This window comes from Streptomyces sp. CBMA291 (assembly GCF_014596525.1).
Lineage (GTDB): Bacteria > Actinomycetota > Actinomycetes > Streptomycetales > Streptomycetaceae > Streptomyces.
In genome coordinates this window covers 154,020-177,519 of record NZ_MSJP01000022.1, presented here as the reverse complement: position 1 = coordinate 177,519, position 23,500 = coordinate 154,020, and the positions used below count along the sequence as shown (strand labels likewise).

Sequence of the window (23,500 nt, the reverse complement as noted above, 5' to 3'; positions counted from 1 at the left end):
CCCCGCAGGGGAAGGGCGGGGCCCGCCACCGGCCTCGGGCGCGTACGGCCTCAGGCGCGGAACGGGCCGGTGACCTCGTAGGTGATGCCGCCGGACGAGCTGCCGCTGGTGCCGCGCTGGCTGGAGAAGTACAGCCGCCTGCCGTCGGGGGAGAAGGCCGGTCCGGTGATCTCCGAGCCGGACTGGCCGTTGATCCGCAGGAACGGGGCGACGGTGTCGGCCGGGGTGATGAGGCAGATCTCCATGTTGCCGCCGTCCTCGGCGACGAACAGGTCGCCGGAGGAACTGCCGGTGATGTTGTCGACGCCGGTCAGCGGGGCGGCGCCGCCGGGGACGAGCGAGTCGTCGTAGGCCAGCTCGTAGGTCCCGGCGACCAGGTCGAGCTGCCAGACCCGGTTGTCGCCCTTGGTGGTGAACCAGACGGTGTCGTCGGCGTAGTGGCAGCCCTCGCCGCCGTTGAAGTGCTTGGCGCCGGAGACCTGGCCGCGCGTGGTGGTCGGCGAGCCGTCCGGGTCCGGCACGTTCTGCCAGGTGAAGGTGCCCGAGGCGGCGGTGGAGGCGACGAGCACCTGGAGCGTGCCGGCGGAGAGGTTGCCCCAGGTGGTGGGGATGAAGCGGTAGAAGCAGCCGTCCGTCTCGTCCTCGGTCAGGTAGACCACCTTGCGGACCGGGTCGGCGGCGGCCGCCTCGTGCTTGAACCGGCCCATCGCGTCCCGGCGGTAGGCGGTGCCGCCCCACGGGTTCGACTCGTAGACGTAGCCGAGGGAGACCTCCTCGCAGGAGAGCCAGGTGTTCCAGGGGGTGGCGCCGCCCGCACAGTTCTGCCGGGTGCCGGAGAGGATGCGGTACGCGCCGGTGATCGTGCCCGCCGCGTCGAACCGCACCGCGCTCGCGCCGCCGCCGGGGTTGACCTCCGAGTTCGACACGTAGATCCAGCCCGTGCCGTCGACGAAGCAGGCGCCGCCGTCGGGGGCGCTGTGCCAGGCGTACGAGGTGCCGGGGACCGACTGGCCGGACCGGGCGATCACCCGGCTGGTGAACCCGGCGGGCAGCAGGATGCCGTTGGCGTCGGCCGCGCCGAGGGCGCCGTAGGGGCCGGTGCCGGGCTGGGCGGGGGCGGCGAGGGCCGCCCCGTGCCAGAGGCTGCCGCCGAAGGCGGCGGCCGAGGTGCCGATGACCGCTCCACGCAGGAAACCGCGTCGCTCCACGTCTCACTCCCGAGAAGGATGGTGATCCGCCCCGCCGCGCCGGTCGGGCGACGGGGTCGCGCGCTTCCGGAACCTAGGAGCACAGAGTTGACTGAGCATCAACAAGTAATGAAGGGGAGACGGCGGTCACCCGGCGACGGGGCCGGGGCCTTCCGGGCGGGGGCCGGGTGCGGGGGCGGAACCTTCCGGGCGGGGCTGGACGTGGGGGTCGGGGCCTTCCGGGTGGAGGCCGGGTGTGCGGGCCGACGGCACCGGCACGGGACCCGCCCCGCCCGTCCCAGGGCCCGCCCGGAAGGCCCCCGCCCCACCCGCCCCCCGGGCCCGCCCGGAAGGCCCCCGCCCCCGTACCCGTCCGCCCCGGCCCCGCCCGTCCCGCCCGCGTCCGACGCCCCGCCCCGTTGCCGGTGCCGCCCGCCGGCTTCGGGGCCATGTCGATCCTCGCGCGTTCCCTCGGCTCGGTACGGCTCCCCGGTGGCCGGGACCTGGTGCACGGCAGTGCCTGGGAGGTCCGGTCCGGGCGCCCGCCCCGCGCCCTGCTGTTCCACGGGGGCGGGCTGGAGGTCCGGGAGGCATGGCCCGGGGCGCCCCGGGGACCTTCGGCTCTTGGGGGAGGCGGGGTCGGCGGGGACACTGGGAGCATGCGTGCCACCCGGGACATCCGCGACCGTGCCGATCTCGACGTACTGCTGCGCCGCTTCTACACCGCCGCCTTCGCCGATCCGCTCATCGGTCCCTTCTTCACCGAGATCGCCGGGACCGACCTCGAAGCCCATCTGCCGCACATCACGGACTTCTGGGAGCGGGCCCTGCTGCGGGGCGCCGAGTACCGGCGCGACGCCTTCGCCCCGCACGCCGCGCTGCACTCCGCGCGCCCCCTGACCGCCGCCCACTTCGGACGCTGGGTGCAGCTCTGGCACGCCGACGTCGACGGGCTGTACGCAGGGCCGCTCGCCGAGCGGGCCAAGGCGCAGGGCGAGCGGATCGCCCTCGCCCTGCTCAAGCGGCTCGCCGGACCCGGCGCGGTGGCCGAGGCGGGCTCCGGCGGCACTGCCGGCGGGTTCATCCCGCTGGCCGCCCTGGAACTGCGCACGGCCGCCTGACCGCCCCCGTCCGCCCCGGCTACCCGAGGGTCCGTACCGGATAGACGGCCACCGTCACCCCCTCCTCGTCCAGGCAGCGGCCCGTCTCCAGGTCGAAGCGCTGCTTCAGGAGCGGCGACGCCACGAACGGGCGCCCGTCCGCCGAGCCGACCAGCCCCCGGGAGAGGACCTGCGCCCCCGTGAAGGGGTCGCGGTTGTCGATCGCGTACGCCCGGCCCGAGCGGTCCCGGAAGACCGCCGCCTGCCTGCCATCCGGGAGCAGCGCCGCCACGCCCCGGCCCGGGGTCAGCAGGGCCGTCTCGCAGACCGGCAGCCACGAGCCGGGGGACGGGGAGAGTTCGAGGGTCGTCATCGGGAGGTGGCCCCTTCCAGGGTTCCGGCGGCAGGGGTTCCGGCGGCCAGCGGTCCGGCGTTCGGCGGCCCGGCGGTGAGCGAGACGAGGTCGGGCTTGATCTGGTCGCGCTCGGGCACGAACCGGACCGAGGGGTCGGGTGCCTCCGGCGCGTTCACGAAGGAGACGAAGCGCGCGAGCCGCTCCGGATCGTCCAGGGTCTGCGCCCACTCGTCCCGGTAGCCGCCGACGTGCTCCGTCATCAGCGCCTCCAGCTCGGCGCAGAGTCCGAGCGAGTCGCGTACGAGGACGTCCTTGAGGTGGTCGAGCCCGCCGTCCAGGCGTTCCAGCCAGGTCGAGGTCCGTTCGAGCCGGTCCGCCGTCCGGATGTAGAACATCAGGAACCGGTCGATCAGCCGCACCAGTTCGGCGTCCGAGAGGTCCTGGGCGAGCAGGTCCGCGTGGCGCGGGGTCGCGCCCCCGTTCCCGCCCACGTGGAGGTTCCAGCCGTGGGCCGTCGCGATGACCCCGAAGTCCTTCGACTGGGCCTCGGCGCACTCGCGGGCGCACCCCGAGACCGCCGACTTCAGCTTGTGCGGGGCGCGAAGTCCCCGGTAGCGCAGTTCGAGCCGGATCGCCATCCGCATCGAGTCCTGGACGCCGTACCGGCACCAGGTCTGCCCCACGCAGGACTTCACCGTGCGCAGTGCCTTGCCGTACGCGTGCCCCGACTCGAAGCCCGCTTCGACCAGACGGGCCCAGATCGTGGGGAGTTGGTCCACCCGGGCGCCGAAGAGGTCGATCCGCTGCCCGCCGGTGATCTTCGTGTAGAGGCCGAAGTCCCGGGCCACCTCCCCGATCACGATCAGCTTCTCCGGGGTGATCTCGCCGCCCGGGACGCGCGGCACGACCGAATAGGAGCCGTTGCGCTGCAAGTTGGCGAGGAAATGATCGTTGGTGTCCTGGAGCGCGGCCTGCTCGCCGTCCAGGATGTAGCCGGGAGCGAGGGAGGCCAGGATCGAGCCGACGGCCGGCTTGCACACCTCGCAGCCCTCGCCGCCACGCGCCTCCGGCCGCCCGTGGGCGTCGAGCAGTGCGGCGAAGGAGCCGATCCGCCGGGTGCGGGCGATCTCGTACAACTCGCTCCGCCCGTACGGGAAGCAGCCGCAGAGCCCCTGGTCGGCGGCGGGCGGCAGCAGCTTCCCGATCATTTTCAGACAGCTGCCGCATCCCGTGCCCGCCTTGGTGTCCCGCTTCACCTCGGCCAGTGAGGAGCGGGCGGCGATCTCCCGCTTCGACACGTTGTGGCAGGAACAGATCACCGCCTCGTCCGGCAGCGCCCCGGGACCGAGCGCCACCGGCGCCCCCGCGCCCGGGGGCAGCACCAGCTGTTCGGGGGCGACCGGCGGCACGGTGCCGGTGAGGGGCCGCAGCAGCCCGTACGCCTCGGCGTCGCCGACCAGGACACCGCCGAGCAGCACGCCCTCGCCGTCCACCACCAGCTTCTTGTAGACACCCGCGCGGGCGTCCGCGTACACCACGTCGAGACAGCCCTCCGTCGTGCCGTGCGCGTCGCCGAACGAGGCCACGTCCACCCCGAGCAGCTTCAGGCTCGCCGAGGTGTCGGCGCCCGTGAAGCCCTCGCCGTCCGGCTCGCCCGCGAGGACGGCGGCCACCGTCCGTGCCATCTCGTACCCCGGCGCCACCAGTCCGTACACCCGCCCGTCGGTGGCCAGCGCGCACTCGCCGATCGCGAAGACCGCCGGGTCGGAGGTGCGGCACCACGCGTCGACCGCGACCCCGCCGCGCTCCCCGACGGCCAGCCCGCACTCCCGCGCCAGCCCGTCCCGGGGGCGTACCCCCGCCGAGAACACGACCATGTCCACGGCCAGTTCGGCTCCGTCCGTCAGGACCATGCCCGTCACGGCGCCGTCCTCGGCCAGCACCTCCCGGGTGCCCGTCCCGGTGTGCACGGTCAGCCCCCGCCGCTCGATCGTGCGCCGCAGCACCGCGCCGCCGCCCTCGTCGACCTGCACCGGCATCAGACGCGGGGCGAACTCCACGATGTGCGTGCCGAGTCCGAGTCCCTGGAGCGCGCCCGCCGCTTCGAGTCCGAGCAGCCCGCCGCCGACGACCGCGCCGGTCCTCGCCGTCTTCGCGTACTCCTCGATCGCGAGCAGGTCCTCGATCGTCCGGTAGACGAAGCAGCCCCGGGCGTCCTTGCCGGGCACCGGGGGCACGAAGGGGTACGAGCCGGTGGCGAGGACGAGCGTGTCGTAGCCGAAGGTCCGGCCCGAACGAGCCGTGACCGTACGGGCTTCGCGGTCCACCGTCTCCGCCGGATCGCCCACGTACAGCTCGATGCCGTGCTCGTCGAGGAAGCCGTCCTCGACCACCGAAAGCTCCTCGGGCGTCCTGCCGGAGAAGTACGAGCTGAGCCGGACGCGGTCGTAGGCGGGGCGCGGCTCCTCGCAGAGCACGACGATCCTGGCCCGCGCCGCGACGCCCCGACGGGCCAGCTCCTCCAGGAACCGCTGGCCGACCATCCCATGGCCGACCAGGACGATCGTCGGTACGCGCGGGGTTCCGGGGGAGTCCGGGGCGGTGTTCGGGGCGGCGCTCATGTCGATGCCTCCGTGATGGGCGGGCGGGCGAGTGGGCAGGGCGGGGCGGACGGTTCCCGCCGGAAGGGCGGGGGCGAGCGGTTCCCGCCCTCGTACGGAAGCCTGCGCGGCCGGTGTTACCCGAGTGCACCCCGGCTGTTTCCCGCGTGGAACACCGGTCTCCGGGCGCCGGTTCGGGGGCTGTGAGGGGAGCTGCCGGGGTGGCGTGAAGTCGGTCGTGGGGTGCGGTGAGGCCCGGCTGTCCGGGTGGCGTGAAGTCGACCGTCCGGTGCCGCGAGGCACACCGCTCGCCGCCGTGGGGTCCGCCGGGGTTAACCCGTGGTCAGCCTCGGCTCAAGCCCGCCTTAAGGATCATGGGGACGGGACCGAGCCGGGGGACGCCGGCCGGAACCGGACCCTAGGGTGCCGGATGTGACCCCCGAGGCCCGCCCCCACCCCCATCCCCACCCCCATCCCCACCCCAACTCCCTTGTCCCTCCGCCCTCTCAGCCCCTCCGTGTGCGACTGCCCGGACACCCGGCCCCCGTCCCCTTCCCGGCGGCCGTCCCCTTCCCGGCCCCCACCGCGCGCCCGGTCCGCCCCCCGGCCTCTTCCGGCACCCCGGCCTCTTCCGGCGCCCCGGCTCCTTCCGGCACCCCGGACCCCTACGGCACCCCCGCCCCGGAAGCCGCCTCCCCCGCCCCGGAAGCCCCCTCCGTCACACCGGTCCCGGCCGCCCCCGCCCCCGGGATCCCCGACGTCCCCGCCCTGCGGCTCGCCCCCGACCGGATGCGGGTCGGCATCCTCGTCGGAGCCGGTGCGGTCACCCTCCTGTGGGGCGTCCAGGCCCGGCTCTCCGCCCGGCCCGACATCCTCTTCGCCGGCGGCGCCCATCTCGCGGGTCTCCTCGCCGGATACGGCGTCCTCGTCCTGCTGCTGCTCATGGCCAGGGTCCCGGCGATCGAGCACGGTGTCGGCGCCGACCGGCTCGCCCGCTGGCACGCCCGGGGCGGCCGGTACGCCCTCGGGCTCGTCGGCGCGCACGCGGCCCTCGCCCTCTGCGGCTACGCCGTGCACGCCCGTACCGACCTCGTCACCGCCTCCGCCGACCTCCTCGCGTACGGGGCCATCGCCGCCGCCACCGCGGGCACCGCCCTCTTCGTCGCCGTGGGCGTCACCTCCGCGCGGGCCGTGCGCCGCCGGGTCCGGCACGAGACCTGGCGGGCCGTCCACCTCGGCGCCCTCCTCGCCGCCGCCCTCGGCTTCGCCCATCAGCTCGTCGGCCCCGACCTCGTCGGCGGACTCCTCACCCGCTGGCTCTGGTCGATGGCCCACACCACCGTCGCCGTCCTCCTCGTCTGGTACCGGATCGTCGTCCCCGTCCGCGCCGCCCTCCGCCACGACCTGCGGGTCGTCGAGGTCCGCGACGAGGGCCCCGGCGTCGTCTCCGTCCTCGTCCGGGGCCGGGGAGTGGCCGGACTGCGCGCCGAACCCGGCCAGTTCTTCCGCTGGCGTTTCCTGCGGCCCGGACTCCGGGCGACCGCGCTGCCCTTCTCGCTCTCCGCGCCCGTCCGCGACGACACCCTCCGCATCACCGTCAAGGAACTCGGCGACCACACCCGCCGCATCCGCCGCCTCAAGCCCGGCACCCGGGTGCTCGCCTCGGGCCCGTTCGGCGCGCTCACCGCCCACCGCCGCACCCGCCGCAAGGTGCTGCTGCTCGCCGGGGGCGTCGGCATCACCCCGCTGCGGGCCCTCTTCGAGACCCTGCCCGGCGGGCCCGGCGACGTGACCCTGCTCTACCGGGCGTCCGACGCGACGGGGCTCGTCCTGCGCGCCGAACTGGAAGACATCGCCCGGGAACGGCGGGCCGCGCTCCACTTCCTCCTGGGACCCTCGGACGGCCCCTACGACCCGCTGGCCCCGCGCGCCCTGCGCCATCTGGTGCCGGACCTCGCCGCCCACGACGTCTATCTGTGCGGGCCGCCCGCGATGGCACGGGCCGCCACCGCCGCCCTGATCCGGGCCGGGGTCCCGGCCTCCCGTATCCACAGCGAGGACTTCGACCATGCGTAGGCAACGCCGTACCCCGCCCGCTCCCGGCTCCGCCGTCGCCGTCGGGCGGGCCAGGCGGCGGCTCGCGGTCGCCCTCGCCGGTGCCGGGGCGCTCGCCGCGACCCTGCTCACCGCCTCCGTCAGCCCAGCCGCCCCACCGGCCCCGGACCGCGAAACGCACGCGACGAGCCCGGCGCCCGCGCCCTGACCCGACCCGCCCTGACCTGCCCTGATCCGGCACGGCCGGCTCGGACCTGACATGGCAAGCTCAGACCTAGCTCAACTCTCCCGAGATCGATGGACGGCGCCACAGGAGCCTCCCTAGGCTCACCGGCATGCCCGACATCTCGCTGACCGCACTCGTCCTGCTGTGCCTCGCCGCGCTGGTGGCGGGCTGGATCGACGCCGTGGTCGGCGGTGGAGGGCTGCTCCTGCTGCCCGCCCTGCTGCTCGGCCTCCCGCACGTCCCCGCCGCCCACATCCTCGGCACCAACAAGGCCGTCGCCATAGTGGGGACCACCGGCGCCGCCGTCACCTACGTCCGCAAGGCCCCGGTGCGGGTGGGCAGAGCCTTCCGCATCGGCCTCGCGGCCCTCGCGGGCTCCATGGCCGGTGCCTTCTTCGCGGCCGGGATCAGCAGTGACGTGCTGCGCCCGGTCATCATGGTGGTGCTGCTCGCGGTGGCGGGCTTCGTGGTGCTGCGGCCGTCCTTCGGGGCGCGGGCCGAGGGGGCCGAGCGGGCGCCGCTGACCCGGGCGCGGGTCGTGACCGCGATCGTCGTGGTGGGCGGCGGCATCGGTTTCTACGACGGCCTGTTCGGGCCCGGCACCGGCACCTTCCTGGTCCTCGCGCTGACCGCCGTACTCCATCTCGACCTGGTGACGGCCTCCGCGACCGCGAAGATCGTCAACGTCTGCACCAACGCGGGCGCGCTCGCCATGTTCGCCTACCAGGGCAGCGTGTTCTGGCAGCTGGCCGCCGTGATGGCCGTCTTCAACCTGGTCGGCGGGACCGTCGGGGCGCGGATGGCGCTGAGCAGGGGCGCCGAGTTCGTCCGCGGAGTGCTGCTGGTCGTGGTCCTGTCCCTGGTCGCGAAGCTCGCGTTCGACCAGTGGGGATGAGCCGCGGGGGCCGCGCCGCCGGGCGTCACCGGGCCAGGACCGGGGCCGTGCCGCGCCGCCGGGTGCCGGTCACCGCACCCCGATGAGGTGCCCGAAGGCGACCACGTTCCCCTGGTAGCCGTTCTTCTTCGAGAAGCCGCCGCCGCAGGTGATGAGCCGGATCTCGGCGCGGTCGGCCTCGTCGTACACCCGCCGGTCGGGGAAGTCCTCGTTCGCGTACACCTCGACCGCGTCGATCGTGAACACGGCCGTACGCCCGTCCCGCCGGTCCACCTCCACACGGTGCCCCTTGCGCAGCGCGCCGAGCGTGTAGAAGACGGCCGGTCCCTCGGCGTTGTCGACGTGCCCCGCGACGATCGCGGTGCCCTTGGCGCCGGGCGCCGTGCCGTCCCGGTACCAGCCGGCCAGGTTCCGGTTCCCGGCCGGTGGCACGTCGAGCGAACCGCCCGCCGAGAGCCCGAGCGGGGTCAGCGGGGTGTCCACGTCGGTCTCGGGGATGCGCAGCCGGACCGGCGGCGAAGGCGGCAGCGGGTCGGCGGCGGCGTCGGTGTGCACGCTGGGCCCGGCGGCGAAGGCCTGGGCCGCTGACGGTACGGGCGGGGTGACCTGCTCCGAGCCGTTCTGGACGAGCCAGAGCCCCACGCAGGCGGCGACGGCGAGACCCCACCCCTTGCTCCTGTTGCTCACCTGGCTCCCCTCGGTCGGCGCGTGGCTGTGGCCTGCCCCCGCCGGTCACGCACGGGGCCCGGCGGGGGCAGGGGGGCGGTCGGTCTCAGTGGCCCTGCGCGCCGCTCGCCCGGCGGCGCAGGAGCCAGACCCCGCCGACGGCGGTCGCGGCCAGCACCGCCGCACCCGCCGTGACCTGGGTGATGTCGGGGCCGACGCTGCCGCCGACTCCGGTCGGTACATGGCCGCTCGGACCCCGGCGGGCGACCTCCAGGTCACCCCGGGCCGTCTTGCCGTTGTCGCAGGCCACGCTGATGCCGTAGGTGCCGGGCCGGACGTGCTCCGGCACCCGGAACTCTCCGACCACGACTTCCTCGCGGCCGCTCGGGTGCAGCTGGAACTCGCCCGCGCCCAGCGCGTTCGCGTCGCCGACGCCGTGCCCGTGCTTGCCGCAGGCGCGGGTGTGGACGTTGACGGTGGTGCCGGGGGAGGCCGTGGCCGGGTAGATCTCCAGGGGCTCGGGACGCTCGTGCTCGTTGGCGTACGCCGTCGGGGCGGCGAACACCCCGAGCGCGACCACCGTCAGCGCGGTACCGGTGAGGAGACGGACGGGGGTGCGCATGGGGGCCTCCGGGGCGCGCGAGCGGTCATGCCGGTCGGTCCTCCCGGGCGGGACCGTCCCGGGAGCGACCTCATAGGACCGAGATAAGAGCCGCGCGCCGCGCCCCGCCTCCTGATGGAGCATCAGGAAGGGCCCGTGTGGCCCGGCCGGACCCCCGGAATTCGTGCGTTCGCGCAGGTGGGAGCCGGTACGGAGGCGGGGTGCGGGCGGCGCTGCCGAACGGGTGACCGGGGCGGGCGCGGCAGGGCGGGACGCCTGGTCTCAGACCGCCCCCACGTCCTCCGCCTCCACCCCCTCGTACGCCGCGTGCACCCGTGCCATCAGCGACTCGTCCACGGCGAAGGGGATCTCGTCGATCGCGGTCACCGGTGCGATGCCCCGCGCGTTGACGACCAGGGCGGCGCGGTAGTCCGGCAGGTCGGCCAGGGTGATCCGGCGCCGGACCGAGCCGAGGGGGCCCGCGAGGAGGGACATGGTGATCCCTTCGAGACAGGGGGCCGAAGGCCAGACCAGGGACGTGCCGTCCCAGAAGCCGATGTTGGCGACCGCGCCCTCGGAGATCTCGCCGTCCGGGAGGGTCAGCAGAGCCTCGTCGAATCCGGCCCGGTGGGCCGCCGCCCGGTGGTAGGCCTGCCCGAAGCCGCCCAAGTGCTTGAGGTGCGGTGCGGGGCGCGCGTAGTCGACGGCCGTCAGACGCTGCGGGGTGCCCGGGCCGTCGGGCGCGGGCGGGGCGACGGTCACGACGGTGCGGGCGCCCTCGTACACGTACACCCGGACCGAGGCGTCCTGTCGGCCGGTGGCCTTCAGGGCGCCCGCGACCTGTTCGCGGATCTGCTCGCCGGGCAGTTCCCGGCCGAAGAGTTCACGGGTGGCGCGGTCGAGCCGGGTGAGGTGCGCGCCGAGGCCCTTCACCCGTCCGCCCCTGACCTGCATCGCCGTGAAGTGGCCGTAGCCGCTCATGAGGGTGGCGAGCAGGGCGGGATCGGCGCTCGGGGTGCCGTCGATCGCGAGGTGTTCGGGCGGGGTCGTCATCCCCTCACCGTACGGCCGGGCCAAGGGGGCGGGAAAAGTCGTCCGGACTCGTGCTTGACCTCGACCAAGCTTGAGGTAGCACGCTTCTCTGCATGGACATCAATGACGCCAACAAGGCCTCCGCTTCCGCCTCTTCGGCCTCTCTCGCCTCTTCGACGGCTGCGGCTTCCTCCGAATCCACCGCCTCTTCCGAATCCACCGTCTCCTCCGAGTCTGCCGTCTCTTCCGAATCCGTCGTCTCTTCCGGCTCCGCCGCCGAGCCGCTTGCGCTCGCTCTCGTCGTGGGGAGCGACCGCGAGGGGCGGTTCGCCCCCGTCGTCGCGGACTGGCTCCGCTCCCGGCTCGCCGAGCGGGAGGACTTCGCCGTCACCGTCGTCGATCTCGCCGATCTCGACCTGCCCACCTCCCTCTCCTACGACCCGTCCCCGGCGGTCCGCGCCGAACTCGCCAAGGTCTCCCCGGTGCTGGCCGCCGCCGACGCCTTCGTCGTCCTCACCCCCGAGTACAACCACTCCTACCCCGCCTCCCTCAAGAACCTGATCGACCGGCACTACACGGAATGGCAGGCCAAGCCCGTCGGCTTCGTCTGCTACGGAGGCGTCTCCGGCGGTCTGCGGGCGGTCGAGCACCTGCGTCAGGTCTTCGCCGAGTTGCACGCCGTCACGGTCCGCGACACCGTCTCCTTCCACCATGCCCACGGGCAGTTCGACGAGGACGGGCGTCCCAAGGACCCGGCGGGGGCCGAGGGCGCCGCCAAGACCCTCTTCGACCAGCTGGCCTGGTGGGGCCGGGCCCTCAAGGACGCCAAGGCGGTCCGCCCGTACGGCTCGTGAGCGGCTGTCAGCCGGACTGATCCGGCGTCCGGCCGGGAGGGCTCACGGCCGGACGCCGGAGGGCAAGGCCAGTGCCTCGGTGACGCCCTCCTCGCGGGGGCCGAGGAAGTGCGGGTCGGGGCGCAGCCCGGCGTCGAGGGCGGCCTTTCCCGCGGCGAACATCTCCCGGGTGGTGCCGTAGTACCAGGTGCGGTCGTGCGGTTCGGGGACCCCGACCCCGTAGGCGTCGACGCCCGCCCGGCCGCAGAGCGCCACCGCCCGCTTGATGTGGAAGTCCTGGGTGACGAGCACGGCCCGGTCGACCCCGAAGACCTTCCGGGCGCGGACGCAGGAGTCCCAGGTGTCGAAGCCCGCGTAGTCGCTGACGATCCGCTCGTCGGGCACCCCGCGCGCGGTGAGGTAGGCGCGCATGGCGCTGGGCTCGTCGTACGAGGTCCGGCTGTTGTCCCCGGTGACGAGGAGGACCCGCACCTTGCCCGTCCGGTACAACTCGGCGGCGGCGTCGAGCCGGTGCGCGAGATACGGGGTGGGGCGCCCCTGCCACAACCCCGCGCCGAACACCACGCCGACGTCCCGGACGGGCGCGTCGGCGGTGGTACGGAGCTTCCCCGCGGCGGCGGTGTGCAGCCAGGTGACGGGGGCGAGGGCGAGGACGGCGCCCAGCATCACGGCCTGGACGGTACGGCGCTTGGCCCGGGTGGTGCGGGGGAACAGCCGGGGGAGCCGTGCCGGCATACGGGAGCCTCCTGGGGCGACGAATGGTCCGCTGTCACCCTCTCCGACGATTTTCGGCCGGATTTGGTTCACCTGTTCATTGGATTGTCCGGTTCCTTCCCTGTTCGGCTCTTTCCGTAGAGGGCCCCGGCGAGGGCGGTACCGGCCACCGCCCCGAGGAACTGCGCGAGGACGAAGGCGGGTACGGAGGAGGGGGCGATGCCGGTGAGGGAGTCGGTGAGGCTCCGGCCGAGGGTGGCCGCCGGATTGGCGAAGGAGCCGGACGAGGTGGACCAGATCGCCGCGCCGATGTACGCGCCGACCGCGACCGGGGCGAGGGAGGGGCGCCCGATGTGCCCGAGCCCCCGGACGACCAGGACGAGTCCGGCGGTGGCGACGGTCTCGCCGAGGAGCAGCGGGGGCGTCGCGAGCGGGGCGGAGCCCCAGTGACCGGGCGCCCGCCCGAACATCGCCTCGGCGAGCAGGGCGCCCGCGAGCGCCCCGGCGCACTGGGCGCCGAGATAGGCGGCGATCTCGCGCCCGCCGCCCCGGAGGTGGGCGGCGGCTTCGCGCCCGCCGCCCCGGGGACGTTCGGCCCACCACGTGGAGAGCGTCACGACGGGGTTGAGGTGGGCGCCGGAGATTGGTCCGAGGAGGGTGATGAGCAGCCCGAGCCCCAGCGCGGAGGCACCGGCGTTGGCGAGCAGCCGGACGCCGAGGTCCCGGCTCAGGGTGTCGGCGCGGATGCCGGAGCCGACGACGACGGCGACGAGGGCCCCGGTGCCGGTGAACTCGGCCAGGGCACGACGGGGGAGCGAGGGTGTTCCCTGGGGGGACGACGGCTGCAAAGGTATTCTCATGGCGGAAAAGATATTCCGCGCATCGGAAGTCTGGGGAGGGTCTTGCGCGGGAAAGGAGGGTCTCGCGCGGGAAACCGGGGAGGGTTCCGCGTGGAAACCGGAGACGGCCTCGCGCGGAGAGCCGGGGACGGTCTCGCGCGTGGAACGGGGACGCTCCCGCGCGTAAAACAGGGGGCGGGGGCGGCGCGCGGGCCCGTACGATCCGCGCGTGATCGAAGACGCCGTCCGTAACAACGCCGAGTGGTGCCAGGCGATGTGCGCCGCCCACGGGCACCCGGGCACCTTCGGGCCCCGCGCCTGGACCAGCGACCGCCGCACCCCGCCGTACTACCCGGACGCGGTGACCCTCACCGAGGACGCGACGGCCGAGGACGTCCTGACCGGCATCGACCGCGCCACCCCCGGCGCCTCGGTCAAGGACGGTCACGCCCGCCTCGACCTGGCCCCCCACGGCTTCCGCCTCCTCTTCGAGGCCACCTGGATCCACCGTCCCGCCGGGCCCCCGGCCGCCCCGGGTCCCGGGCGGTGGCGGCCCGTCCGCACCCCGGCGGAACTGGCCTCCTGGGCCCTGGCCTGGAGCGGCGGTGACCCGGCGGACGCGGCCCTGTTCCGCCCCGGGCTCCTCGCCGGCCCGACGACGACCGTGATCGCGGGGTACGGGCCCGGCGGGCGCCTCCTCGGCGGCGCCGTCCTCAGCGCGAGCGCCACCGTCACCGGCGTCTCCAACCTCTTCGCGGCGGAGGGGGCCGACCCGGCCGAGGTGTGGACCGGCTGCCTCGGCCTCGCGGACCCGACGAAACCGGTCGTCGGCTACGAGTCCGGCGACGACCTGCCCCCGGCCCTCATGGCGGGCTTCCGCACGACGGGCCCGCTCCGCGTCTGGCTGGATGCCTGAGCCCGACCGGCCCCCCGGCCCCGGGGCGAGGACCTTCCGCCGCACGAGCACGCCCACGACCGACACCGGACCCTCCCCCCTGCGAGCATGCCTGTGTCCGGACACGGGGCCTTCCCCCGTACGGGCAAGCCCGTGTCCGACCCGGGACCCTCCTCGCCCCCGAGCACGTCCACGACCGACACGGGACCTTCCCCCGTGCGGGCACGTCCACGCACACGTCCACGCACACGTCCACGTCCACGTCCGGCGGGCGGACCCCCGTCGTACGCGCGCGAGCCGTACCCCGCGCGGGAGCCCTCCTCCGTACGAGCGCTTCCGTCAGTCCCTCCGGTTACCTTCGGGGCATGGCAGGCAACGAGAACGGCACGGACCGCACCACCGGCGTCATCGGTCACGACACGGCCCCCGGCTCCACCCCCGAGGAGCCCGGTCACTACCCCGGCCACATCCCTTCGGGTGACCCCGGCCACCACCCCTCCGGCGCCCCCGGCTACGACTCCGCCGCCACCGAGCGCTGGGCCGTCGAGCCCGACAAGCGGCCGGGGCGGACCGCCTTCCAGCGCGACCGGGCCCGTGTCCTGCACTCCGCCGCGCTCCGCAGGCTCGCCGGGAAGACCCAGGTCGTCACGCCCGGCACCCGGGGCCAGGTCTGGGACGCCAGCCCCCGCACCCGGCTCACCCACTCCCTGGAGTGCGCCCAGGTCGGGCGGGAGCTGGGCGCCGCCCTCGGCTGCGACCCCGATCTCGTCGAGACCGCCTGCCTCTCCCACGACATGGGCCACCCGCCGTTCGGGCACAACGGCGAGCAGGCGCTCAACGACGTCGCCAAGGACTGCGGCGGCTTCGAGGGGAACGCCCAGTCGCTCCGCCTCCTCACCCGCATCGAGCCCAAGCGGTTCGTGAAGGACGCGGACGGCGAGCCCGTCAGCGTCGGGCTCAACCTCACCCGGGCCGCCCTCGACGCCGCCACCAAGTACCCGTGGACGCGCGGCGGACACCCCGGCGACCCCGGCTCGCCCAAGTTCGGCGTCTACGAGGACGACCTGCCGGTCTTCGACTGGATCCGGCGCGGCGCACCCGCCCACCGCAAGTGCTTCGAGGCCCAGGTCATGGACTGGGCCGACGACGTGGCCTACTCGGTGCACGACCTGGAGGACGGACTGCACGCCGGGCACATCGACCCCAACCTGCTCCTCGCCGAGCCCGAACGGGCCGACATCGCCGCCGTCGCCATCGGCCGTTACGTCCCCGAGGACACCGACCCGGCGGAGCTGGCCGAAGCCCTGGACCGGCTCCTCGACCAGGACTGGTGGCCGCACGGCTACGACGGCTCCGCCGTCGCCCAGGCCCGCCTCAAGGACGCCACCAGCCAGCTCATCGGCCGCTTCTGCCTCGCCGCAGAGACCGCCACCCGCCGCGCCTGGGGCCCCGGCCGGCTCACCCGCTACGCCGCCGAGCTGGTCGTCCCCCGCGAGACCCGCAACGAATGCGCCGTCCTCAAGGCCGTCGCCGACCGGTACGTCATGCAGCGCGCCGAGCAGGAGGCCCTCCGCGCCGACCAGCGGATCGTCGTCGCCGAACTCGCCGAGGCCATGACCCTCCGCGCCCCTGACGGGCTCGAACCCCAGTTCCGTTCCCTGTTCGACGCGGCCCCCGACGACCGGGCGCGCAAGCGGGTGATCGTCGACCAGATCGCCTCCCTCACCGACGCCTCCGCCCGCGCCCTGCACACCCGCCTGCGCCCCCACCACGGCTGAACCACCGACCGCCCCCCCGGCGCCCCCGGGCCGGGCACCGGGGGCCGATGGCCCTCTTCCGCCGCCCCTCTCCGTGCGGGACCCTCGCATGCGCACCCCCGGGGCGGTACGGCCCGAGGCCGTCGCGGGGGCGTAGGTTGGAACCGGTCGCAAAGAGGAGGAAAGACGTGGTCGACGCAGATCAGACCTTTGTCATCGTCGGCGGGGGCCTGGCAGGGGCCAAAGCGGCGGAGACCCTGCGCGCCGAAGGGTTCAACGGCCGGGTGATCCTCATCGGCGACGAACGCGAGCACCCCTACGAGCGCCCGCCCCTCTCCAAGGGCTATCTGACCGGCGGCGAGGACCGCGACAAGGTCTTCGTCCACGAAGCCGCCTGGTACGCGCGCAACGACGTCGAACTGCACCTCGGGCAGCCCGTCACCGCCGTCGACCGCGAAGCCCGCACCGTGCGGCTCGGCGACGGCACCGTCATCCGCTACGACAAGCTCCTCCTCGCCACCGGCGCCGAGCCCCGCCGCCTCGACGTCCCCGGCACCGACCTCGCGGGCGTCCACCACCTGCGCCGCCTCGCCCACGCCGACCGGCTCCGCCAGGTCCTCGCGGGACTCGGCCGGGACAACGGACACCTGGTCATCGCCGGAGCCGGGTGGATCGGCCTTGAGGTCGCCGCCGCCGCCCGCGGCTACGGCGCCGAGGTCACCGTCGTCGAATCCGACCCCACCCCGCTGCACCGGGTCCTCGGCCCCGAACTCGGCCAGATCTTCGCCGATCTGCACACCGCCCACGGCGTCCGCTTCCACTTCGGCGCCCGGCTCACCGAGATCGTCGGCCAGGACGGCATGGTCCTCGCGGTCCGCACCGACGACGGCGAGGAGCACCCGGCGCACGCGGTGCTCGCCGCGATCGGCGCCGCCCCCCGCACCGCCCTCGCCGAGAACTCCGGGCTCGCCCTCGTCGACCGGGCCGACGGCGGCGGCATCGCCGTCGACGAGTCGCTGCGCACCTCCGACCCCGACGTCTACGCCGCCGGGGACGTGGCCGCCGCCCACCACCCGCTGCTCCACACCCGCCTCCGCGTCGAGCACTGGGCCAACGCCCTCCACGGCGGACCCGCCGCCGCCCGCGCCATGCTCGGCCGGACGGTCTCCTACGACCGCGTCCCCTACTTCTTCACCGACCAGTACGACCTGGGCATGGAGTGCTCCGGCTGGGCGCCCCCGGGCTCGTACGACCAGGTCGTCGTCCGCGGCTCCACCGGCAAGCGCGAGTTCATCGCCTTCTGGCTGAAGGAAGGCCGGGTCCTCGCCGGGATGAACGTCAACGTGTGGGACGTCACAGACCCCGTCCAGCGCCTCATCCGCTCCCGTACCCCCGTGGACCCCGAGGCCCTCGGCGACTCCTCCGTCCCCCTGGAGAGCCTCGCCCGGTAGGTAGACTCTGTGCGTGGCAGGCAGGATCAACGATGACGACGTGAAGGCGGTACGGGACGCGGTCCCGATCGACGCCGTCGTGTCCGAGTACCTCCAGCTCCGCAACGCGGGCGGCGGGAACCTCAAGGGCCTCTGCCCCTTCCACGACGAGAAGTCGCCCTCCTTCCAGGTCAGCCCGAGCAAGGGCCTGTTCCACTGCTTCGGCTGCCAGGAGGGCGGCGACACCATCGCCTTCGTGATGAAGATCGACCACCTCTCCTTCTCGGAGACGGTCGAGCGCCTCGCCGCCAAGGCGGGCATCACCCTGCGGTACGAGGAAGGCGGCTACAACCCCGGCCACCAGCGCGGCGAGCGCATCCGCCTGATCGAGGCGCACCAGGCCGCCGCCCGGTTCTACATCGAACGACTCGACTCGCCCGAGGCCGAGATCGGCCGCAAGTTCCTCGCCGAGCGCGGCTTCGACCAGGCAGCCGCCGCCCACTTCGGCGTCGGCTACTCCCCGGCGGGCTGGGACCACCTCACCCGCTTCCTGCGCGGCAAGGGCTTCTCCGACAAGGAACTGATCCTCTCCGGACTCTCCCAGGACGGCCGCCGGGGCCCCATCGACCGCTTCCGGGGCCGCCTGATGTGGCCGATCAAGGACGTCGGCGGCGAGATCGTCGGCTTCGGCGCGCGCAAGCTCCGCGACGACGACAACGGCCCCAAGTACCTCAACACCCCCGAGACCCCGATCTACAAGAAGTCCCAGGTGCTCTACGGCATCGACCTGGCCAAGAAGGACATCGCCAAGGTCAGCCGCGCCGTCGTCGTCGAGGGCTACACCGACGTCATGGCCTGCCACCTCGCCGGGGTCACCACCGCCATCGCCACCTGCGGCACCGCCTTCGGCGGCGACCACATCAAGATCCTCCGCCGGCTCCTCATGGACAACGGCTCGGCCCGGGTCATCTTCACCTTCGACGGCGACGCCGCCGGACAGAAAGCCGCCCTGCGCGCCTTCGAGGACGACCAGAAGTTCGCCGCCGAGACGTACATCGCCGTCGCCCCCGACGGCATGGACCCCTGCGAACTGCGGCTCGCCAAGGGGGACGAGGCCGTCGCGGAGCTGGCGGAGCCTCGTACCCCGCTGTTCGAGTTCGCCCTCCGGCAGATCGTCAAGCGGTACGACCTGGACACCGCCGGAGGCCAGGCCGCCGCCCTGGACGAGGCCGCCCCGATCGTCGCCAAGCTCAAGAACCTGGCCGTGCGGCACGGCGTCGCGGTACAGCTCGCCGGCATGCTCGGCATCATGGACGAGCGGTTCGTGGTCCAGCGGGTGAGCCGGATCTCCCAATGGCAGCGCGACCGGGGCGGACGCGGACCGGCGTCCGCCGCACCGCGCCGCGAGATGGCGCAGATCCAGGCACCTACGGCACCCGCAGGACCCGCGCTCAACCTGCGCAGCCCCGCCCACCGCACCGAGCGGGAACTCCTCAAACTGGCCCTCCAGCGCCCCGAGTTGGTCTCGCCCTTCTTCGACGCGTACGGCATCGACGAGTTCACCGCGCCTCCGTACGCGGCCGTCCGGAAATGCGTGCAGGACGCGGGAGGGGCCGACGGGGCGCCCGCCGACTACCTCGACGCCGTCCGCGAGGCCGCGCCCGACGACACGGTCCGCTCCCTCGTCACGGAGCTGGCGGTGGAGGCCATCTTCGCCGCCAAGGCCGCCGACGAGGTCTACGCCGCCGATCAGCTCGTCGCCGTCCGGCTCCGCGCCGTCGACCGCCGCATCGACCAGCTGAACTCCGCCCTGAAGCGACTGGGCGCGGTGCCTCCGGAGCAGCAGGCGGCCGCACAGCAGGAGGTCTTCGTCCTCCAGCAGTACAAGACGGCCCTCAAGACGCACGGCGCCGCCGCCCTCTGACGCACCCGCGCACGGCCCCGCCCCCACCGCCGTACGTACCGTCACCCACCGGTCCCAAAAAGTCACCGCACGCCCCTCGTGGCGGAGATGTGTCGTACCCCACACTGGGTGACGGAGCCGTTCCGCCCCTCCCTGGAGGTCGCCCGCCGTGCAGACCCAGACCGTGTCGCAGGAACCGGCCGAACCCGAAGGGGACAGTACGGCGGAGGCGCAGGTACCGCCCCAGCGCCGCCGCACCGGAGACCTCGGCGGCAACGGGCCCTCCTCGGACCTGTTCCGCCAGTACCTCCGGGAGATCGGCCGCATCCCGCTGCTCACCGCGGCGGACGAGGTCGACCTCGCCCGCCGGATCGAGGCCGGTCTCTTCGCGGAGGAGAAACTCGCCGGGACCCCCGACCTCGATTCCCGGCTCGCGGGCGACCTGGACCGGCTCGTCGTCCTCGGCCGGATCGCCAAGCGCCGCCTCATCGAGGCCAATCTGCGGCTCGTCGTCTCCGTCGCCAAGCGGTACGTGGGCCGGGGCCTGACCATGCTGGACCTCGTCCAGGAGGGCAATCTCGGCCTCATCAGGGCCGTGGAGAAGTTCGACTACGCACGCGGCTACAAGTTCTCCACCTACGCCACCTGGTGGATCCGCCAGGCGATGTCCCGGGCCCTGGCCGACCAGGCGCGGACCATCCGGGTTCCGGTGCACGTCGTGGAGCTGATCAACCGGGTCGTCCGGGTCCAGCGCCGGATGCTCCAGGAACAGGGGCAGGAACCCACCGCCGAGGAGGTCGCCGCCCGGCTCGACCTGGCGCCCGAGCGGGTCGGCGAGGTGCTGCGGCTCGCCCAGGAACCCGTCTCGCTGCACGCCCCCGTCGGCGAGGAGGACGACGTCGCCCTCGGCGACCTCATCGAGGACGGCGACGCCGCCTCCCCGGTGGAGTCGGCCGCCTTCCTGCTGCTGCGCCGGCACCTGGAGGACGTCCTCTCCACCCTCGGCGAGCGCGAACGCAAGGTGGTCCAGCTCCGCTACGGCCTCGCCGACGGCCGCCCCCGCACCCTGGAGGAGATAGGCCGCATCTTCGGGGTCACCAGGGAACGCATCCGCCAGATCGAGTCCAAGACCCTCGCCAAGCTCCGCGACCACGCCTACGCGGACCAGTTACGCGGCTATCTCGACTAGACCGTGTCTTCTGGGTTTCCTGGGTCGCTTGGGTCGCTTGGGTCGCTTGGGTCGCTTGGGTCGCTTGGGTCGCTTGGGTCGCTTGGGTCGCTTGGGTTTCTTGGGCCGCTTGGGTCTTCCGGATCAGGCCGGGCTCGCGGCCGGACCGCTGAGCCGTGCCGTTCGGGCCCGACTCCCCCCGGCCGGTGCTACCCGGTCGGCCGGACACGCGGTCGCTCGTAAGGGCGAATTCACCTGGATCGATAGCTCAATGTGATAATGGGTCGCTCTCTGTGTCCATACCTCTGGCATGAAGAGAAGCGACTGCGGGCCTCCGGTCCCGCGTTCCCGGGCCCGCCGCCTCGTGGCCGCCGCCGCCACCCTCGGCCTGCTCGGCGCCGCCCTGACCCCGAGCGCCCTGGCCCGTGCCGCCGGTCCCGTCCCCCGCCCCGCCGCGCCCCGCGCCGGGGTCCCCCTGCTCGACGAGACCTTCACCGGAGCCACCGCCGACCCCCGGTTCACCACCGTCGGCGCCGCCTGCCTCACCGGCGCGGCCCCGGAGCCCGAAGGCCCCGGCAACCATCCGCTCGGCGGCTGCGCGACCCCCGGCACCGGCCCCGTACCCCCCATGGACGCCGCACCCCACGGCTACCTCCGGCTCACCGACTCCGGCAACGACAAGAGCGGCGCCGTCCTCTTCGACCAGGCACTCCCGGCCGGAAACGGCCTCGACGTCACCTTCGACCAGTGGCAGTACGGCAGCACCACGCCGAACACACCGGCCGACGGCATCTCCTTCTTCCTGGTCAACGGAGACGTCACCCTCACCCACCCCGGAGCCTTCGGCGGCAGCCTCGGCTACGCCCAGAAACTCCCCGACGACGATCCCGGTCTCGCGTTCCTGCCCGGCGTCGACCGCGGCTACCTCGGCGTCGGACTCGACGTCCTCGGCAACTACTTCGGAGACTGGGAGCACCGGGGCGACGGCTGCCCCACCCGCTCCCCGGCCGGTACCGGCATCCGCGTCCCGGCCCCCGGCGCCAACATGGTCACCCTGCGCGGGCCCGGCGACGGCACCGTCGGCTACTGCTTCATGACCGCCACCACTGGCAACCTCACCACCACCGGGCCCTGGCCCTCCACCCTGCCCGGCACCCTCCAGGGCCCGCTCACCCTGATGCCGCCCGGCGTCACCCCGGCCCAGGCGGAGACCCTGCTCGAACCCTCCCGGCGCCGGGTGAACGTCCACATGACCCCGGCCCCCGACCCGGTGCTCACCGTCTCCGTCGACTTCAACGACGGCCAGGGCTCGCGCCAGGTCCTCCAGACCCCGGCCCCCACCCCCGTGCCCGCCACCTACAAGTTCGGATTCGCCGGATCCACCGGCCTCTTCACCGACGTGCACCTGATCCGCAACCTCACGGTCGGCACCGACCAGCCGCTGCCCGAGCTGAACCTGGTCAAGCAGGTCCACGAGCCGAGGCCCGGCGAACTCGTCGTCGGCACCCCCGCCGCGTACGACTTCGTGGTCACCAACTCCGGCAACACCCCGGTCAACGACCTCGCCGTGCACGACCCGACGGTCGGAACCGTCGACTGCCCGGTCACCGTCCTGGCGCCGGGACAGACGGTCACCTGCACCGGCACCTACCGGATCACCGCCGCCGATGTCGCCCGGGGCCACGTCACCAACACCGCGCGCGCCACCGGCACCTCCGGCGGCGACCCGGTCGAGTCGCCCGACTCCACCGTCACCGTGCCCATCGACGCGCCCCCCGGCATCAGCGTCGTCAAGAGCGTCGACACCGAAGGACCGTTCGGCGTCGGCGACACCGTGCCCTACAGCTACCTCGTCACCAACGAGGGCGGCACCGAGATCACCGGCCTCGCCATCGTCGACGACCGCGTCACCGGCATCACCTGCGACGCCACCACCCTGGCCCCGTCCGGCAGCCCCGGCGACCACACCACCTGCCGGGGCGGCTACGTCGTGACCGCCGCCGACGCCCAGACCGGACACGTCACCAATACGGCCAAGGCCACCGGCACCTCCGGCGGCGGCCCCATCGAGTCCCCGCCGACCGACGCCACCGTCCCCATCGTCGGCACCTCCTCCCTCGGCCTCACCAAGAGCGCCGACACCCCCGGCCCGGTGAACGTCGGCCAGAGCGTCGCCTACACGTACACCGTGACCAACACCGGCCACACCACCCTCACCGGTCTCACCGTCACGGACGACCACGCCACCCACGTCACCTGCGACCCGACGACCCTGGCCCCCGGCGCGAGCGCCACCTGCCACGCGACCTACACGGTCACCCAGGCGGACCTCGCCCTCGGCCACCTCACCAACCAGGCACGCGCCACCGCCGCCGACCCGGGCGGCGAGCCCGTCCTCAGCCCCTTCGCCGAAGTCACCCTGGACGTCATCGGCACCTCCTCCCTCGGCCTCACCAAGCGGGCCGACACCCCGGGCCCGGTCAGCGTCGGCCAGAGCGTCGCCTACACGTACACCGTGACCAACACCGGCACCACGACCCTCACCGGCATCACGGTCGAGGACGACCACGCCACCGACGTCACCTGCGACCCGACGACCCTCGCTCCCGGCACGAGCGCCACCTGCCACGCGACCTACACGGTCACCGAGGCCGACGGCACCGCCGGACACGTCACCAACCAGGCACGGGCGAGCGGCACGGGACCGGGCGGCGAGGACGTCCGGAGCCCGGTCGCCGAGGTCACCCTCGACGTCACCGCCCCGACGTCCAGGCTGACCGTGACGAAGAGGGCCGACACCGCGGGACCCGTCGAACCGGGCGACCGGATCGCCTACACGTACACCGTGACCAACACCGGCACCACGACCCTCACCGGCATCACGGTCACCGACGACCGGGCCGACGACGTCGTCTGCGAGCCGACGACCCTGACTCCCGGCGCGAGCGCCACCTGCCACGCGAGCTACACGGTCACCGAAGCCGACGCAGTCGCCGGACACGTCACCAACACCGCCAAGGCCACCGGCACCGGACCCGGCGGCACCACCGTCGAAAGCCCCCCGGTCACCCTCCGCGTCCCCGCCGCCTGCCCGCCCGGGGAGTACGGCGAGGAAGGCTGCCCGAACGGCGACCACGGCTACGGCGACGGCTACGGCCACGACCGGGCCAAGAGCCCCGGCAAGGCGGCCCGCGGCTGACCTGAACCCACCCACCCGCACACA

General features: G+C 73.9%; 19 protein-coding genes. 11 read left to right on the top strand and 8 right to left on the bottom strand.

Features of this window, described 5'->3' with window-relative positions; translation table 11 throughout:
- Positions 1-50: 50 nt before the first annotated feature.
- On the bottom strand, positions 51-1,208 hold the full coding sequence (locus tag BU197_RS06500) for an alkaline phosphatase PhoX (protein ID WP_188267235.1): 1,158 nt from the start codon (positions 1,206-1,208) through the stop codon (positions 51-53).
- 638 nt (positions 1,209-1,846) lie between these two features.
- Here BU197_RS06500 and BU197_RS06495 point away from each other — a divergent pair.
- The gene (locus tag BU197_RS06495; RefSeq protein WP_188267234.1) at positions 1,847-2,308 is read left to right on the top strand and encodes a group III truncated hemoglobin; all 462 of its coding nucleotides are present in this window, start codon (positions 1,847-1,849) and stop codon (positions 2,306-2,308) included.
- Positions 2,309-2,327: 19 nt separating this feature from the next.
- Here BU197_RS06495 and nirD read toward each other — a convergent pair whose 3' ends face one another.
- Positions 2,328-2,660: a nitrite reductase small subunit NirD gene (gene nirD / locus BU197_RS06490; RefSeq protein ID WP_188267233.1), complete on the bottom strand. Its 333-nt coding sequence runs from the start codon at positions 2,658-2,660 to the stop codon at positions 2,328-2,330.
- A complete protein-coding gene (gene nirB / locus BU197_RS06485; RefSeq protein ID WP_188267232.1) occupies positions 2,657-5,263 on the bottom strand; it encodes a nitrite reductase large subunit NirB in 2,607 nt (868 codons plus the stop codon). Before nirB ends, nirD begins: the two co-directional genes overlap by 4 nt.
- A gap of 498 nt (positions 5,264-5,761) precedes the next feature.
- Here nirB and BU197_RS06480 point away from each other — a divergent pair, with 498 nt between their 5' ends.
- The 3 genes from BU197_RS06480 (at position 5,762) to BU197_RS06470 (ending at position 8,418) form a co-directional block, all read left to right on the top strand.
- Positions 5,762-7,318 carry a ferric reductase-like transmembrane domain-containing protein gene (locus BU197_RS06480; RefSeq protein ID WP_317452202.1) on the top strand — a complete coding sequence of 519 codons (1,557 nt, stop codon included), beginning with the start codon at positions 5,762-5,764 and terminating at the stop codon, positions 7,316-7,318.
- The gene (locus tag BU197_RS06475) at positions 7,311-7,505 is read left to right on the top strand and encodes a hypothetical protein (protein WP_188267231.1); all 195 of its coding nucleotides are present in this window, start codon (positions 7,311-7,313) and stop codon (positions 7,503-7,505) included. The genes BU197_RS06480 and BU197_RS06475 overlap by 8 nt, the downstream gene beginning before the upstream one ends.
- A gap of 127 nt (positions 7,506-7,632) precedes the next feature.
- Entirely contained in the window at positions 7,633-8,418 is a 786-nt protein-coding gene (locus BU197_RS06470) for a sulfite exporter TauE/SafE family protein (RefSeq protein ID WP_188267230.1), read from the top strand.
- Between the two features lie 69 nt (positions 8,419-8,487).
- On the opposite strand, the gene BU197_RS06465 is transcribed toward BU197_RS06470, so the two are convergent.
- The 3 genes from BU197_RS06465 to BU197_RS06455 all read right to left on the bottom strand — a co-directional run bounded on the left by BU197_RS06465 (position 8,488) and on the right by BU197_RS06455 (position 10,738).
- A complete protein-coding gene (locus BU197_RS06465; RefSeq protein WP_188267229.1) occupies positions 8,488-9,105 on the bottom strand; it encodes a class F sortase in 618 nt (205 codons plus the stop codon).
- Positions 9,106-9,190: 85 nt separating this feature from the next.
- A complete protein-coding gene (locus BU197_RS06460) occupies positions 9,191-9,706 on the bottom strand; it encodes a hypothetical protein (RefSeq protein WP_188267228.1) in 516 nt (171 codons plus the stop codon).
- Positions 9,707-9,967: 261 nt separating this feature from the next.
- A complete protein-coding gene (locus BU197_RS06455) occupies positions 9,968-10,738 on the bottom strand; it encodes an aminotransferase class IV (protein ID WP_188267227.1) in 771 nt (256 codons plus the stop codon).
- Between the two features lie 92 nt (positions 10,739-10,830).
- Here BU197_RS06455 and BU197_RS06450 point away from each other — a divergent pair, with 92 nt between their 5' ends.
- Positions 10,831-11,571 carry an NADPH-dependent FMN reductase gene (locus tag BU197_RS06450; protein WP_188267226.1) on the top strand — a complete coding sequence of 247 codons (741 nt, stop codon included), beginning with the start codon at positions 10,831-10,833 and terminating at the stop codon, positions 11,569-11,571.
- A 42-nt stretch (positions 11,572-11,613) separates the two neighbouring features.
- Here the strand turns inward: BU197_RS06450 and BU197_RS06445 are convergent, their stop codons facing one another.
- Positions 11,614-12,306, bottom strand: coding sequence for a vancomycin high temperature exclusion protein (locus BU197_RS06445; protein WP_188267225.1), 693 nt, complete (start codon positions 12,304-12,306; stop codon positions 11,614-11,616).
- Positions 12,307-12,374: 68 nt separating this feature from the next.
- Positions 12,375-13,145, bottom strand: a complete 771-nt coding sequence (locus BU197_RS06440; protein WP_188267224.1) for an aquaporin — start codon at positions 13,143-13,145, stop codon at positions 12,375-12,377.
- Between the two features lie 208 nt (positions 13,146-13,353).
- On the opposite strand from BU197_RS06440, the gene BU197_RS06435 reads away from it, so the two are divergent.
- The 6 genes from BU197_RS06435 (at position 13,354) to BU197_RS06410 (ending at position 23,476) form a co-directional block, all read left to right on the top strand.
- Positions 13,354-14,040 (top strand): hypothetical protein, encoded by a 687-nt coding sequence (locus BU197_RS06435; RefSeq protein ID WP_188267223.1) that lies wholly within the window; start codon positions 13,354-13,356, stop codon positions 14,038-14,040.
- Between the two features lie 344 nt (positions 14,041-14,384).
- Positions 14,385-15,797, top strand: coding sequence for a deoxyguanosinetriphosphate triphosphohydrolase (locus tag BU197_RS06430; protein WP_223183334.1), 1,413 nt, complete (start codon positions 14,385-14,387; stop codon positions 15,795-15,797).
- Between the two features lie 167 nt (positions 15,798-15,964).
- Positions 15,965-17,227: an NAD(P)/FAD-dependent oxidoreductase gene (locus tag BU197_RS06425; RefSeq protein ID WP_188267222.1), complete on the top strand. Its 1,263-nt coding sequence runs from the start codon at positions 15,965-15,967 to the stop codon at positions 17,225-17,227.
- Positions 17,228-17,240: 13 nt separating this feature from the next.
- On the top strand, positions 17,241-19,130 hold the full coding sequence (dnaG, locus tag BU197_RS06420; protein ID WP_188267221.1) for a DNA primase: 1,890 nt from the start codon (positions 17,241-17,243) through the stop codon (positions 19,128-19,130).
- Positions 19,131-19,278: 148 nt separating this feature from the next.
- Positions 19,279-20,298 carry an RNA polymerase sigma factor gene (locus BU197_RS06415; protein WP_411158451.1) on the top strand — a complete coding sequence of 340 codons (1,020 nt, stop codon included), beginning with the start codon at positions 19,279-19,281 and terminating at the stop codon, positions 20,296-20,298.
- A 289-nt stretch (positions 20,299-20,587) separates the two neighbouring features.
- Positions 20,588-23,476 (top strand): DUF11 domain-containing protein, encoded by a 2,889-nt coding sequence (locus BU197_RS06410; protein ID WP_188267220.1) that lies wholly within the window; start codon positions 20,588-20,590, stop codon positions 23,474-23,476.
- Positions 23,477-23,500: the final 24 nt, after the last annotated feature.